We start from the raw sequence: 13,659 nt of genomic DNA, 5'->3' as shown, positions 1-13,659 counted from the left end.
TTAAATACCTCTTTTGCTTTGTTGGATTAATAACGTGACGACGATAATCGTCAAGATGAGAGAAATGCTTTTCCAGAAGGTTACTGGGTCGCGCTCTATGAGCGGCGGATGCGTTTTATTCAAAAAAGTTTGGTTCGGATAACGCAGGTCATGAATAAATTCGGATAATGCTTCATATCGCTTGTAGGGATTCGGGTGAACGGCTTTCTTGATGGCATCATCGATCCAGGCAGGAATCGCTCGCGCATCGTCCAGGATGGAGTAATAGTTCAATCGATTTTGAGCCGCTTTCGTCTTACATTTGGCGACTTGAGTGCCATAAGGCAGCTTGCCGGTCAGCATTTGATAGGTAATGACACCTAACGAAAATAAGTCCGAGCGAGCCGTTCCGATTTCGCCTAAAAAATATTCGGGGGCGCTATACGGAGCGGTGCCGAGTAATGGGTGCCGTTCGATGGGGCTGTTCATTTCCGTCAGTCCTGCAACTCGAGTCGAGCCGAAGTCGATGATCTTTACCGTGCCGGAGCTATCGATCATGATATTTTCCGGTCTCAAGTCCTGATGGACCATTTCCAGCCGGTGAAACGCGCGTAAGCCTTTGGCAATTTGGTCAATGATGCCGCGTACGGTTTCCAGATCGGGTTTCGGGTTATCGATCATCCACTGTTTCAAGGTTAGGCCATCGATGAATTCGGTGACAATGTAGAGATAATTGCGTTTTCGGGTTTGTTCGCAGGGTTTTAAGACATGGGGACTATCGATGCGGCGCGCTATCCAGTCTTCCATGAGAAAATTCTCAAGGTAAGCGGGATCGTTTCGAAGATCGATCGAAGGCGTTTTAATGACGACCGGTGTATTCGTTTCGGTATCCATTGCCAAATAGACATGGCTCCGGTTGCTATTATGCAGCTCTCTCATGATTTGATAACCGTCGAAAATCATCCTGGCGGTCAATGTCGGCGGAAACGGAAGCTCTGTTATTTGCCGATAAATCTCATCCGCATTTTGATTCGGCAATTCCTCGACAGCGACAATCTGTATCGTCAAGTTATCCGAACTCCCTTGCCGGTAAGCTTCGTTGACGATCATTGTTGCGACAGTAGCTAAATCGTCGCCATGCTTCTTGATCGCATTAATGATGAAAACATGATTAACAAATTCATAAACGCCATCGGTCATCAACAAGAAGCGATCGCCCATTTCGATCGGTAGCGCTTGGTAATCGATTTCAAGGTGATGATCGATACCCAATGCACGACTCAGGTAGCTTTTGTCTTGGGAAACCCAAAGTCGATGATCGTTAGTTAATTGCTCCAGATGATTGTCCTGTAATCGATAAATCCGCGTATCGCCGACATGAAAAATATGCGCGGTATTAGACTTGAAAATCAAGGCGCTAAAGGTACAAACATAGCCTCTGTCTTTATCGTAACGATATTGGCTTTGTTGGGTTTGAGCATGCAGCCAGGAGTTGGTTGCAAGCAAGACCCGTTGCGCCGATTTTTTGACCGACCAAGCTTCCGAGGTGCAAAAATAATCTTCTAGGAATCCGGTGACCGCAGCTTCACTGGCAATATGGCTTACAGTGCTGCTGCTGATTCCGTCGGCCATCGCAATGGCAACACCTTTTGAACTCAATTGCGGTTCTTTCGGCATATAGACGCCATGAAAATCCTGGTTGATTTCCTTTCGGCCCTTATCGGAATATTGCCCTACGGATATTTTTAGTGTACCGGACATGGGTTTTCGTTTAATGAAGAGTCTCAACCTTAAGCTAAGTTTGAGACTCTGTTAAGGGGGCGAGTTACAGAGCACGCTTCGGTGCGGTTCTTATGTGAGTGCTGTACAGCGTCATGCCGGTAAATGCGAGTCCGCCGACTAGGTTGCCCAGAACCGTGGGTATTTCGTTCCAGATGAAATAGTCCATGATCGAGAAATTACCGCCCATGATCAAGCCGGCGGGAAACAGAAACATGTTCACTACGGAATGTTCGAAGGCCATGCCGAAGAACAGCATGATCGGCATCCACATCGCGATTACTTTACCGCTGACCGTGGTTGATATCATCGCGCCGACCACGCCGGTAGATACCATCCAATTGCATAGCATGCCTCTAGTAAAGATCGTAAACCAGCCGGCGACACCATATTGGGCATATCCCAACGTACGGGCCTCGCCGACGCCGGCGAGTTTTTTTCCGACGGCATTCGGTTCCACCGAAAACCCGTAGGTGAAGACTATCGACATCAACAACGCCACGGTCAAAGCGCCGAGGAAATTGCCGACGAAGACCAATCCCCAGTTTCTGAAAATACCGCCTACCGTCACTCCCGGGCGTTTATCGATCCATGCCAACGGCACCAGAACAAAAACACCGGTCAAAAGATCGAAGCCTAGCAAGTACAACATGCAAAAACCGACCGGAAACATAATCGCGCCGAAGATAGGAGAACCGGTTTCTACAGTGATACTGACTGCAAATACGGCGGCTAATGCAAGGATCGCACCGGCCATATAAGCTCTGATCAGCGTATCTCGTGTTGACATATAGACTTTGGATTCACCGGCATCTACCATTTTTGTGACAAATTCCGAAGGGACTAAATAAGACATGGCATTCCTCTGATCAAGTTAAAAAATACGTAACTATTCAGCGCATGCGGTAGGTTGGTGTCAGGCATTGATTTCTAAGGACGCGTGAATACATCCCTGTAAGCTCTGACTGCAACGTCCTGTTGCAGACAGCCTTATAAATCAGTGCCTGACACCTTCTCATACATGACTTATGCTGAATAATTACAAAAACACAAGGCAAAAAAAAGGCGCTTTAATCCCTAGTGGGGATAAAGCGCCTTTGCTTTAAGAAACTCGAATGAAGATAAGCGGAAATCGTGCCAAGTTCTATTAAAAATATAAGCTATTGATATTATAAATAGTAAATATTAGCTCTTGTTGGGTAAGGGTTGTTTTGTGTCTTTGTGAACCGGTCTGGTGCATTGCGGAGTAGATTTTAGTGCGTCGTCTATGACGTAGCTGCGGAGCGCGGCTTATTGTTCATTTTCATCGACGGCAACGGTTTCCCTAACAAAATGCAAAGCAAAATTGAAGCGGGCAGGCCTACCGAGTTCCGTATGTAAATCATCCTCGAGCCGAGTAAACACCGATTCGTCCGGCATGGTATTGGTGAGTAGATCGGCATTTAGATTGAGCGGTCGTAGCGTATTGACTTTGATATTCCTAAGTTCAAGCCGGTGTCCATTGATTTGATAGGTTCTACCGGCCAGTTGCGTTTTGATATCGGCGATATGCTCCATGGTTTGGAAAGAATAGAACAAGGGAACGGAAATCAATGCCAACAATAGGCTCGATAGCAAAATTCCTTTTCTGGCCCGAGTAAAAGGCGCGAACCCGATAACCATAAATGAGATGAGGGCGGCCATCGTAATTCCGATTAAGTTGGTCAAGAATAAGAGCATGGCGCCAAAAAAAATATCGGATTCAAGCCAACCGATGCCGATACCTGCAACGCAGAGGGGAGGCACCAAGGCGACTGCGATGGCAACGCCCGGCAAACTTTTGGCTATGCTTTCGCGGGCTTGGGCCATCGCGCCGGCGATACCGGAAAAAACCGCGACCAATAAATCCAACGTCGAAGGATGCAAACGGGCTTCGATTTCCGGCGTGGCATCTTTGAAAGGCAGTAATGCCGCCATTGCCGATGAAATCGCAAGCGCGATGCCAATGCCGATCAGCAGCGAAACGATTGATTCTCGAGTTAAGAATTTTTCGGAGCGAAGCAAGCCCATCGACAAAGAAATAATCGGTGCCATCAAGGGTGCCAAAACCATCGCGCCGATAACGACGGATGGACTACTCAGGAATAAACCCAACGTGGCCAGCATGGAACTGAGTACCATTAATAAGACATAGGTACTCGTCGTCCTGGCGTTTTCCTTGAGTGCTAGGAACAAGTCCTTAAAGTCGGATTCGAGCGCATGGGGAAAAAACGGTAAGGTTTTACTGAAATATTTCAGCCGCGCTTCCCCTTGCGGCAGGTTTTCGACATTGAAATTTTCTTTGTCGCCGGATTGCGAGTTGAGCGATCGAAAACTGTCGCCGACGGTGATTTTAAGGGCTGCAGGAACCGTTTCTAACAATAGCTCGCGAGTCGAGACCGGTTTGTGTTCTATCCAAAAGTCAATATCCTGTTTTGCAGTTATGCGCAAAGAAACGCTTCGAACGAATCCTAGTTGTCTCGGTAGTTGTGCCGAAGCCTGCGGAATAGTTATCGATGTCGATTGTATGTAGCTTAAAATCGATTGCGGTGCAAAGAACACGAACGACAATCGGCCATCTTTAAGCGATGCCGATTCGCCGAAAAGTTTGGCGAATGGATTTCGTTTTGCAAGATCCAATAGATACAAGCCGATGATCGCCGTTTTGACTGATTTTCCTTTCGCGGTTTCTATTTCGATGGCAATCGGTTGTAAGTTGAAGGCATGAATCAAACGCTGACAATAAAACTTTGTTTTCTTGAAGAGATTTCGCGTATTGCCGGCCTCGATCAATTCGGCTAGTGCTGTTTGATTCAACAGGCCGATGCCGCGGCTAATGAATTCTCCGTTGCAGCGGATCAAATCGACCGGAACTCTTTCTGTTTCTAATACTAAGGCCAAGCAGTCGTCAAGCTTATTGGGCAGACCGAGATGATCGAAAAATACGGGTCGTAATTCGTTGGGATACGGCAGAAAACTTAATGCGATGGTTTTATTGAATGCAGCAGTCAGTACGGCTTGAAATTCGGTATGTTTAACCCAAACCAAGGCATGATTTAGATTGCCGTTGACATGCAGTCCGCTAAGGTTCGACACCTTAATCGGGCGAATTGAGATGTCGTTCTCAACAATTAGCGGATGTTGCTTGACTAGAACCAAATTCTTTTTATCCAACTCATCGGAGTGAATGAGGTAAAGCGGTTTAGATTCTGTCATTCGATATATACCTTTCGCAAGTTATATCCTTTGCTAGTCAAATTTCGGTGCCGGGGTGTCCGTCAAAGGACGCCGTAAATACATCCATGTAGGCTCTATGCTGGAAAAGCCTTTGTCGAACACTCCGACGCCTCCTCGGACATTGCCGAAATTTGAAGTGCGAAAGGCATAATGATCGTTTATTTCAACGGTCTGCCTTTGGCGTCTATATCGAAATTTTTGCTGAGTAACAGGGCGAATTCAATAAAGCCCCATACCACGCCGAAACCGATGGTTAAAACGGTCACTGCGATCTGAGCAAGACCGATCCAATAATAGCCGAGATAAAAACGATGCGCGCCGACGCCGCCCAAAAGCAACGCGAGTATCGTTGCCAGCAGTCGAGATTTTACCGGTTTGTGCGGATTGAGATAGGATCCGATCAAGATAACCGATTTGGCTTCGCCTTCTTCCAATTCGAAATTGATATCGTCGCCCGGTTCCGGTAAGCCGGGCGATTGCCAGCTGTCGAGATGAAACTCGTAAAAAGAGTCGCCGCTTTTTATTACGCCGGTTTGTCTGCCGAGGTCAAAACTTTCTATATGTCCGATCATGTTTGTAAAATGAGGTTCAAGGTTTAGGGTTTAAGGTCGAGGGGGGTTATTCGTCTTTGATGCGTACCGCAAGGACATCGCATTTGGCATGATGTAATACGCCATTAGCCGTTGATCCTAGCAGCAATGCGAGTCCGTGCCGGCCGTGCGAGCCGACGACGATCAAGTCGACCGCGTTTTCCTCGGCAATTCTGACGATTTCGATTTTCGGGCTGCCTAATTCGAGGAAGCGATTGTTTTCGGGAATTTTGAATCGTTCTGCGAGTTTTTCCAGTCGTAATTTGGCCGACTCCATTAATTGCTCGGTCAAGTCGATTTCATAGGGGATAATCGGCCCGTTCACTGTGTCGACAATCGGAAGGTTATCGACGACATGCAGCAGGCTTATTTTAGCTTGGGATTTATCGGCCAAGTCGCGTGCGCGTTCAGCAATGGGATCGGTATGATCGGAAAAGTCAACCGCGAGTAAGATATGGGTATAGTTTTTCATAAGGATTCCTGTTGAAATGCCGGTGTTAGGGGAACAACTGAGCCATGACCCAATAAGAGGCCATGATATACAAGAATGCGATACCCAAACCGAAACTAAAAGTTTCGGACAAAGCATGACGCAAGATGTGGCCGATGATTAGCCAATTCCAGATCATTAGCGCAACCATTGCCGCGAAAGATAACATTGAAACCCTGCCCGTAGTCATTCCGGCAATGATCGGGATCGCGAAAAAGCTGATTAAGGCATCGGTTCCAAAGAGCGCGCTCGATGTTTGCACAAAACGGCCGGGTTTCCGTGAAATGAGCAATATGATTTTGGCGAAAGCCAGCAATAATAAGGCGCCGACCGATACCTGCATAATTGCGTTAAACCAGCCGCTTTCGATATACAGCATCAAAAATCCCAGTATGGCATAGGCCGTAATAGAACTCAGCAGCAAAGCCTGAGAATATGGAAGGTCTTGCGGGCCTTTCCGAAATCGGCAAAGATCGAAAAATAGCAGGACCCATCCGTACATAAGCTAGTCGGCCTCTTCAAGTTTCGTTTCGGCCTCGAGCCATTCCGCTTCGGCTTCTTCAAGGTCCTTATCGATCCGGGTTTTGCGCGCCAGTAGTTGTTTCAAACGGTCTTTTTCCTGGTCTTGATAAACAGCCGGATCGGCTAATTGCTGTTCCAATTCATATTGTTCCCGATGTAGATTTTCTACAGCGAGTTCGGCTTTTTTCAGTGCGTCGAGCAGCGGCTTGTTTTTTTGCCGGCGTTCGGCGTCGAGCTTGCGCTGATCTTTTCGCGAAAGCGATTGATTGGGGATGTCCTCAGGCGGTTCTTCGTTTTTAGTTTGTTCGGTCAGCCAGGAGCGGTAATCGTCCAGATCGCCGTCGAAAGGCCTAACCTTGCCGTCCGCGACTAAAAGGAGTTGGTCGGTGACCGAGCGCAGTAAATGACGGTCGTGCGAGACGATCAGCATGGCGCCTTCATAATCTTGCAGCGCGACGCTCAAAGCGTGGCGCATTTCCAAGTCGAGATGGTTGGTCGGTTCGTCCAGCAGCAATAAGTTCGGGTTTTGATACACCAAAATCGCTAAAACCAAGCGTGCTTTTTCGCCTCCGGAAAAGGGACCGACCGGTTCCAGAACTTTGTCGCCCCTAAAATCGAAACCGCCGAGATAATTGCGTAAATCCTTTTCGGTCGCTTGTTTATCGAGTCTTTGCAGATGCTGCAGCGGACTTTCATCGATTCGCAATTGCTCGAGTTGATGCTGGGCGAAATAGCCGATGTTCAGTGCGTCGGCGATCAGTATTTTGCCGGCCAGAGGCTGCATTTCTCCAGCTAATACTTTGATTAAGCTAGATTTGCCTGCGCCGTTGGGGCCTAATAAGCCGATTCGATCGCCGGGAGCAAGCGTCAATTCCGCACCGTCGATCACTATTGTCGTTCCGTAACCGATACCGGCCTCTTGCAATTTGAGCAGCGGGTTAGGCATTTTTTGCGGTTTACGGAAACTGAAATTAAAGGGCGAATCGACGTGCGCTTGAGCGATGAGTTCCATGCGTTCAAGCGATTTAATTCGGCTTTGCGCTTGTTTGGCTTTGGTGGCCTTGGCTTTGAACCGGTCTACAAAACTTTGAATATGAGCGATTTCGCGTTGCTGTTTTTCGAATGCGGATTGTTGCTGTGCGAGTTTTTCCGCGCGCATTTTTTCGAAAGCCGAATAATTGCCGGTATAGAGCTCGATTTTTTGTTGTTCGATATGCGCGATATGGCTAGCGATGGCATCGAGGAAGTCGCGATCGTGCGAGATCAACAATAGGGTGCCTGGATATTTGCAAAGCCAATCCTGCAGCCAAATGACCGCATCCAGATCGAGATGATTGGTCGGTTCGTCGAGTAGTAAAAGATCCGAACGGCACATCAAGGCTTGCGCCAGATTCAAGCGCATGCGCCAACCGCCCGAAAACGAACCTACCGGGTTTTGTTCTTGATCGGGGCGAAACCCTAATCCGTTCATCAAACGGGCGGCGCGGGCTTCGGCGGTATAACCGCCGATGATATCCAAGGCCGCATGTAATTCTGCCAGTTTTAGCCCGTCGCCGGTTTGTTCGGCTGCGCTTAACTGTTTTTGCAGTCGTCTTAACTCTTGATCCCCATCGATCACGTAATCGATCGCAGAGCAGGCGACTGCCGGCGTTTCTTGTGCGACATGGGCGACTTCGAGGCCTGGCGGCATCGAAAAGTCGCCTTCATCGGTGTGCAACTCGCCCCTCAGTAGTGCGAAAAGGCTGGATTTTCCCGCGCCGTTCGCACCGGTCAGGCCGACTTTTTGGCCTTGATGAATCGTAAAAGACGCTTGGCTGAACAGAACGTTAGGGCCACGTCTCAAGGATACGTTTTTAAAGTTCAACATGCTTGGGTTTAGCCTTTTCGATCGATCATACTCTGCACTTGTTCAGCAAATTCTTTCAGTTTGCCTTTTTTAACGGTTTTTGCAGGAATGACCAAAGCCGTATTGAGACTAATAAAAATATAGACATAATGATCGCCTTCTTGTTCGACTCGGATCAATTCGTTCCACGGCATTTTGTGTTTGCCGCTCGGCGATATTTCGAGCAAATGATCGGGTTCTATCTTGAGCGTATATCGGCCGAACATATCGGCTTTTTCTTTTTCGGTATAGTTTTTCATGATTTGGCGACGCATGTCGAGCATCATGATTTTCGGCGAGAGCAGCGCCCAAAGGATGGCAATGCTGGAAATATAGGCCGCCGTCATCATATCGCCATAGTACAAATAATAAAAAATACCGATAATCACTAGCGCACCGGGGAAAACTAGCCGGTTTTTACGGATATTATTCAGGACTTCGTCGTTTTGTTGCAGTTGGACTTCGTTGAAATGGATTAAATCCTCTTCACGAAAAATGTATTCAATTTCAAACATGATAGTTATTAAAGGTATGTGGTTTGTAAAAAAGAAGCTGATTGAGTCTGGTTCTTAGTGCATTTTGATTTTGGCATGGGCACTGCGTCGGAATAAATTGGAAAGTGTCAACATCGCGGTTCTAAAATAACCGTGTATCGCGACCTGATGCATTTTATAAAGCGACAGATAAACAATGCGGGCGATAAAGCCGCCGATCGTGACCGAGCCCATTAAGTTGCCCATCAAATTGCCGACGGTGGAATATTTGCCCAACGAGACTAGCGAACCGTAGTCGTGATATACAAATTTGACGGGGTCTTTGCCTTGCAAGCGATTGACGATGGATTTGGCCACGGTCGAGGCTTGTTGATGAGCGGCCTGAGCGCGCGGAGGAACGTTTTGTTCATGCCCCGGCCACGAACAGGCTGCGCAATCGCCAATCGCGAAAATGGTAGGGTCGGCTGTTTGTAAAGTGTCATCGACGACTAACTGATTAATTCGGTTCGTTTCCAATCCGTCGATTTGTTGCAGCCAGTCCGGAGCTTTAATACCCGCCGCCCAGACTTTGAGGTCGGCTGGAATGAATTCGCCGTCATGGGTCGTGATGCCGACTTTCGACACTTCGGTTACGCGACGTCCAAGCTTTAGGTCGATATTGAGCTTGACCAATTGTTGTTGCGTCGCGTGTGCCAGCTTAGTCGGGAGAGCGGGCAATAATTGCGTGGCCGCTTCGATAATCGTGATTTTTACATCGCCGGCTTGGTCGAGTCCGTAGACGTTCAAAAGATGCGTCACTTCGTGCAGTTCGGCTGATAATTCGACGCCGGTTGCACCGGCGCCGACGATCGCGATCGATAACGGTTTGTCCTTGCTGCCGCCTTTACTGACATGGCGTTTGATATAGGTTTCGACCAATTGTTTTTGAAACTTGAAAGCCTGCGAGGTGGTATCGAGAAACATGCAGTGTTCGGCCACGCCTTTGATATTGAAAGTGTTGCTGACGCTACCGACAGCCATGACCAAGGTGTCGTATTTGAATGTGCGTTCAGGTATCAGTTCTTCGCCGCTATCGCTGTAAGTCGGGCTTAGATAGACTTCTTTTTTAATCCGGTTTAAACCGGCCATTTTGCCGAGGCGGAAACGGAAATGACTGCGATAGGCCTGCGCCAGATAGTCGACTTGCTCGGTTTCATCTAAGGTACCTGCCGCGACCTCATGCAATAAGGGTTTCCAAATATGAGTCGAGGAGGCATCGATGAGGTTGATTTCAGCCAACCCCGCTTTGCCTAGTTTATTACCCAGTGTCGTTGCCAACTCCAGTCCGGCCGCGCCGCCGCCGACAATCAGAATCTTATGAAGTTCGTTGTTGCTATCACTCATGCATCCCCCAGCTTATTTTCCGCTTGTCGCGGTAATTGTTTTTTAGCAACGTATTATAACGAATCAACTCGAAAGTGGACGATTTATAAAAAATTCCCTACCTCATAATTTTGGGGTATTAATAAAACCAATGAGGTAATCGTTTAGCCCCCCATCACTAAAAAAGTAGCATCTCCCGTTAAAACATGAAAAGCTATAGGACATGACGTTGAGCGACCGAGACCTTAGCCAAATGGACACGGACTATCTGGATGATTTGCCGGAGGGTGAGTTGCGTCCATTGAGTAAGCAACTGTTGGCGGATCTCAAAGAAGCCCGAGAACGACTCAAACAATCCCCGGATACGAGTTCGCGTCCGCCGTCATCCCGGGAGCCTTGGCAATCGAATCAATCCAGCGCCGAACCGTCGGAAGAAGCGCCGGCAACGGACGACTTGTCGGCACTGGATTCGTCTGAGTCTTCGTCAGATGACTTACCTAGCCAGGACTCGGCAACACCTCCGGCGGCGACCGGTGATAGCGGAAAGCCTAAAAAAGCCGGGCGCCAAGTCGGTAGCCCAGGCTATAGCCGCAACCTGACCTTACCGGTGACACGGACAATTGAGCATCGCCCGGATTGCTGCGCCGCGTGTAGGCAATCGTTTGCCGACAACACCGACTACCGACCCTGGAACGCCCGGTTCGAACTGGAGCTTGAAATCGGCAACGCCGAATCGCCGAAATTACAAATCGAACATAGCCGACATGACTACTTCTCGGCGACCTGTCCCTGCGGTCATCAAACCCGCGCCGAGCCCGGGCGAGGCGCCGACGAAGATGGCTGGAGCGTAGCCCTGAGCGAATGGCATCTGTGCGGCCCTCGGTTGGTTAGCTTTTTGGTTTATCTCTCATTGTCCCTACGGGCATCGCGCAGCAGAATCCAAGCCTATTTGCGCGATTGGCTGGGAATCTACCTCAGCACCAGCACCATCAATCAATGCATTCATGAAGCGGGACGTGCCGTTGCGCCGGTCGTCGACGAGCAGTTGATCGCGGAACTCAAGGCCGCCGGCCTCTTACATATCGATGAAACACCCTGGAAAGAAGCCGGGCAGTTATTTTGGCTCTGGGTCTTTGTCAGCGCACAGACGGTGATTTATCAAGTGGGCAAACGCCATCGTCTCGTCGTGAACCAGCTCTTAGGGGAAGCGTTTTGCGGCTTACTGATGACCGACGGCTAAGCGTCTATCGCATCTTTCCTAGGCGCTTGCGCTGTTGGGCGCACTTGGTGCGCAAGGCCCGAGCACTGTATCAGTGCCTGGATAGCGAAGGACAAGCTTTCGGCGAAGCCTTGTTATTGGCCATGATCCTGTTGATGCGCAACATCCACCGACTCCGCGAATCGCCGCCGGATGCCGAATCCTTATGGGCGCAGAATCAACAGTTGCTGACCTTGCTGCGCTCGCTCTGCGAGACGCACCGAGACATCGCGCATGTTGACAGCCGACAATTAGCCGGCGAATTTCTCAACGATTGGGAGGCCATCGTGCGCGTGGTCGAAACGCCGGCGCATCCATTGACCAACAACGTGGCGGAACGCAGTTTGCGGCACTGGGTATTGCTGCGCAAAATCACCTTCGGTTCGCGGACGGCACAAGGCAGTCGCGTGGTTGCCTTGCTGGCGAGCGTGATTGATACCGCGCGTTTGAGAGACCTGAATCCTTGGGAGTTTATTGCTCAAACACTGGCCGAACGCCGTAAAAACCAACCCGTCCCTCGTTTGCCTATGCCGGTTTTGGCGTGATAGGAACAGGGGGGGGCTAAACGATTACCCAATGAGAGGCTGGTGACGAACTCCCATATTTATTTTAAGGAGTGCTAGTATTAAGCACTGATCGGCTAATTCTTGGATGTGTAAAGAGACGTTATTTTAGATTTCGCAAACAACATTTATTCCGGATATCTGGATAAGCGTTATTTTATGGCTATGTATGCGTTAATAGTTGAAAACACGCGCCATTACCGGACGCACTTAAAATTCAATGTAACTATTCAGTCCCCCGACAATTATCGTTCCCACGCTCTGCGTGGGAATGCCTGAGAACCGCTCCAGCGGTACGAGACGCTAGAGCGTCTCGGTCTTCATTCCCACGCAGAGCGTGGGAACGATAGGGGGGGGAATAATTACAATTCAATGTGAATTGTAGGTTACGCTGTGCGTACCTACAGTCTTCAAGTTTTGAAATTGGTGTGGTATTAATTTCAACTATTAACGCGAACATAGTCTATTTTAAAGGGCGCTTTTTCGGGAAAATTAGTATTGGAAATCGGGTTTATAGTAAAGAAATTCTTATGAAAATATTGGTAATAGACGATAGTAAAGCCATTCGAATGCTGGTTGCGGAGTGTGTCAAGGAGCTTGGACATCATGTGATTCATGCCGAAAACGGAGCAGAGGGGCTTGAATTTATTCGATCGAACGATGTCGATTTGGTCATGATGGATATTGAAATGCCCGGTTTGAACGGATTCGAGACGACACAAGCGATCCGGTCTTTGAAAGGCGACGATTGGTTTCCGATTATTTTTTTAACGATCAAAACCGATGACGACTCCTATGCCGCATGTATCAGAGCGGGCGGCGATGCGTATCTGGCCAAGCCGATTAGTCCGAAGCGTTTGGAAATGCAAATCGTTGCGATGGAGCGCATTTATGAAATGCGGCGAAAACTGCATGCCGTCCAACGGGATTTGATGCATGCCAATGAAGCGCTCAGTTTTGCATCGCTACACGACCAACTGACCGGTATCGCGAATCGACGCAATTTCGATACTACCTTGTCAAGGGAATTTAATCATGCCAGACGAGACAAGCAACCGCTTTCGTTGTTGATGTGCGATATCGATTATTTTAAAGTTTATAACGATCGGTATGGGCATATGGCGGGCGATGACTGCTTGAAAAAAGTCGCCGAGGCGATCGCTTCGGTGCCTCAGCGCGCGACCGATTTGGCCTGCCGTTACGGCGGCGAGGAATTTGCTGTGATCATGCCGAATACGGACTGGCAGGTAGGCAGGGGTTTAGCCGAAAAAATTAGGTCGGCCGTGTCCGCTCGGCAAATTCCTCATGAAGGGTCGAAAGCCGATAGTTATGTTTCGCTGAGTTTGGGTCTTGCAACCTACAACGGTCAGTTTAAAAACATTGATGAATTGATGAAAGCATCCGACGACGCGCTCTATCGAGCCAAGGAAAAAGGCCGAAACCGGCTCGAGAGTGTCTGAGCATTTAGTAGGCCAGGATGTG

At 48.8% G+C, this 13,659-nt stretch carries 12 protein-coding genes; 3 read left to right on the top strand and 9 right to left on the bottom strand.

Annotated features, from left to right (window positions below; genetic code table 11):
• The 9 genes from METBU_RS0106280 to METBU_RS0106240 all read right to left on the bottom strand — a co-directional run bounded on the left by METBU_RS0106280 (position 1) and on the right by METBU_RS0106240 (position 10,377).
• Complete coding sequence (locus METBU_RS0106280) at positions 1–1,740, bottom strand: bifunctional protein-serine/threonine kinase/phosphatase (protein WP_017839810.1); 1,740 nt, start codon at positions 1,738–1,740, stop codon at positions 1–3.
• A 64-nt stretch (positions 1,741–1,804) separates the two neighbouring features.
• A complete protein-coding gene (locus METBU_RS0106275; protein ID WP_017839809.1) occupies positions 1,805–2,614 on the bottom strand; it encodes a formate/nitrite transporter family protein in 810 nt (269 codons plus the stop codon).
• Positions 2,615–3,048: 434 nt separating this feature from the next.
• The gene (locus tag METBU_RS0106270) at positions 3,049–4,992 is read right to left on the bottom strand and encodes a TIGR00341 family protein (RefSeq protein WP_017839808.1); all 1,944 of its coding nucleotides are present in this window, start codon (positions 4,990–4,992) and stop codon (positions 3,049–3,051) included.
• 179 nt (positions 4,993–5,171) lie between these two features.
• Positions 5,172–5,585 carry an NINE protein gene (locus METBU_RS0106265; RefSeq protein WP_017839807.1) on the bottom strand — a complete coding sequence of 138 codons (414 nt, stop codon included), beginning with the start codon at positions 5,583–5,585 and terminating at the stop codon, positions 5,172–5,174.
• A 46-nt stretch (positions 5,586–5,631) separates the two neighbouring features.
• Positions 5,632–6,075: a universal stress protein gene (locus tag METBU_RS0106260; RefSeq protein ID WP_017839806.1), complete on the bottom strand. Its 444-nt coding sequence runs from the start codon at positions 6,073–6,075 to the stop codon at positions 5,632–5,634.
• Positions 6,076–6,100: 25 nt separating this feature from the next.
• On the bottom strand, positions 6,101–6,595 hold the full coding sequence (locus METBU_RS0106255) for a hypothetical protein (protein ID WP_017839805.1): 495 nt from the start codon (positions 6,593–6,595) through the stop codon (positions 6,101–6,103).
• Between the two features lie 3 nt (positions 6,596–6,598).
• Positions 6,599–8,482: an ATP-binding cassette domain-containing protein gene (locus tag METBU_RS0106250; protein WP_017839804.1), complete on the bottom strand. Its 1,884-nt coding sequence runs from the start codon at positions 8,480–8,482 to the stop codon at positions 6,599–6,601.
• A gap of 8 nt (positions 8,483–8,490) precedes the next feature.
• Entirely contained in the window at positions 8,491–9,015 is a 525-nt protein-coding gene (locus tag METBU_RS0106245; protein WP_014147773.1) for a YcxB family protein, read from the bottom strand.
• 54 nt (positions 9,016–9,069) lie between these two features.
• Entirely contained in the window at positions 9,070–10,377 is a 1,308-nt protein-coding gene (locus METBU_RS0106240) for an NAD(P)/FAD-dependent oxidoreductase (protein ID WP_017839803.1), read from the bottom strand.
• A 232-nt stretch (positions 10,378–10,609) separates the two neighbouring features.
• Here METBU_RS0106240 and METBU_RS28940 point away from each other — a divergent pair, with 232 nt between their 5' ends.
• The 3 genes from METBU_RS28940 to METBU_RS0106225 all read left to right on the top strand — a co-directional run bounded on the left by METBU_RS28940 (position 10,610) and on the right by METBU_RS0106225 (position 13,637).
• Positions 10,610–11,596 carry an IS66 family transposase gene (locus tag METBU_RS28940; protein ID WP_026130069.1) on the top strand — a complete coding sequence of 329 codons (987 nt, stop codon included), beginning with the start codon at positions 10,610–10,612 and terminating at the stop codon, positions 11,594–11,596.
• Positions 11,569–12,159, top strand: coding sequence for an IS66 family transposase (locus METBU_RS28935; protein ID WP_268869766.1), 591 nt, complete (start codon positions 11,569–11,571; stop codon positions 12,157–12,159). Before METBU_RS28940 ends, METBU_RS28935 begins: the two co-directional genes overlap by 28 nt.
• Positions 12,160–12,707: 548 nt before the next feature.
• Positions 12,708–13,637 carry a diguanylate cyclase gene (locus tag METBU_RS0106225; RefSeq protein WP_017839802.1) on the top strand — a complete coding sequence of 310 codons (930 nt, stop codon included), beginning with the start codon at positions 12,708–12,710 and terminating at the stop codon, positions 13,635–13,637.
• The last annotated feature ends 22 nt before the right edge of the window (positions 13,638–13,659 follow it).

The organism is Methylotuvimicrobium buryatense 5G, assembly GCF_000341735.1.
GTDB lineage: Bacteria > Pseudomonadota > Gammaproteobacteria > Methylococcales > Methylomonadaceae > Methylotuvimicrobium > Methylotuvimicrobium buryatense.
Note: the sequence above shows the minus strand (reverse complement) of the source record. Positions and strands in the feature narration are given on the sequence as shown.

Excerpts from the sequence above, each read along its gene's own strand:
- METBU_RS0106240 (WP_017839803.1), bottom strand. The coding sequence starts at position 10,377 with ATGAGTGATAGCAACAACGAACTTCATAAGATTCTGATTGTCGGCGGC.
- METBU_RS0106270 (WP_017839808.1), bottom strand. The coding sequence starts at position 4,992 with ATGACAGAATCTAAACCGCTTTACCTCATTCACTCCGATGAGTTGGAT.
- METBU_RS0106255 (WP_017839805.1), bottom strand. The coding sequence starts at position 6,595 with ATGTACGGATGGGTCCTGCTATTTTTCGATCTTTGCCGATTTCGGAAA.
- METBU_RS0106250 (WP_017839804.1), bottom strand. The coding sequence starts at position 8,482 with ATGTTGAACTTTAAAAACGTATCCTTGAGACGTGGCCCTAACGTTCTG.
- METBU_RS0106280 (WP_017839810.1), bottom strand. The coding sequence starts at position 1,740 with ATGTCCGGTACACTAAAAATATCCGTAGGGCAATATTCCGATAAGGGC.
- METBU_RS0106275 (WP_017839809.1), bottom strand. The coding sequence starts at position 2,614 with ATGTCTTATTTAGTCCCTTCGGAATTTGTCACAAAAATGGTAGATGCC.
- METBU_RS0106265 (WP_017839807.1), bottom strand. The coding sequence starts at position 5,585 with ATGATCGGACATATAGAAAGTTTTGACCTCGGCAGACAAACCGGCGTA.
- METBU_RS0106225 (WP_017839802.1), top strand. The coding sequence starts at position 12,708 with ATGAAAATATTGGTAATAGACGATAGTAAAGCCATTCGAATGCTGGTT.
- METBU_RS0106245 (WP_014147773.1), bottom strand. The coding sequence starts at position 9,015 with ATGTTTGAAATTGAATACATTTTTCGTGAAGAGGATTTAATCCATTTC.
- METBU_RS0106260 (WP_017839806.1), bottom strand. The coding sequence starts at position 6,075 with ATGAAAAACTATACCCATATCTTACTCGCGGTTGACTTTTCCGATCAT.
- METBU_RS28940 (WP_026130069.1), top strand. The coding sequence starts at position 10,610 with ATGGACACGGACTATCTGGATGATTTGCCGGAGGGTGAGTTGCGTCCA.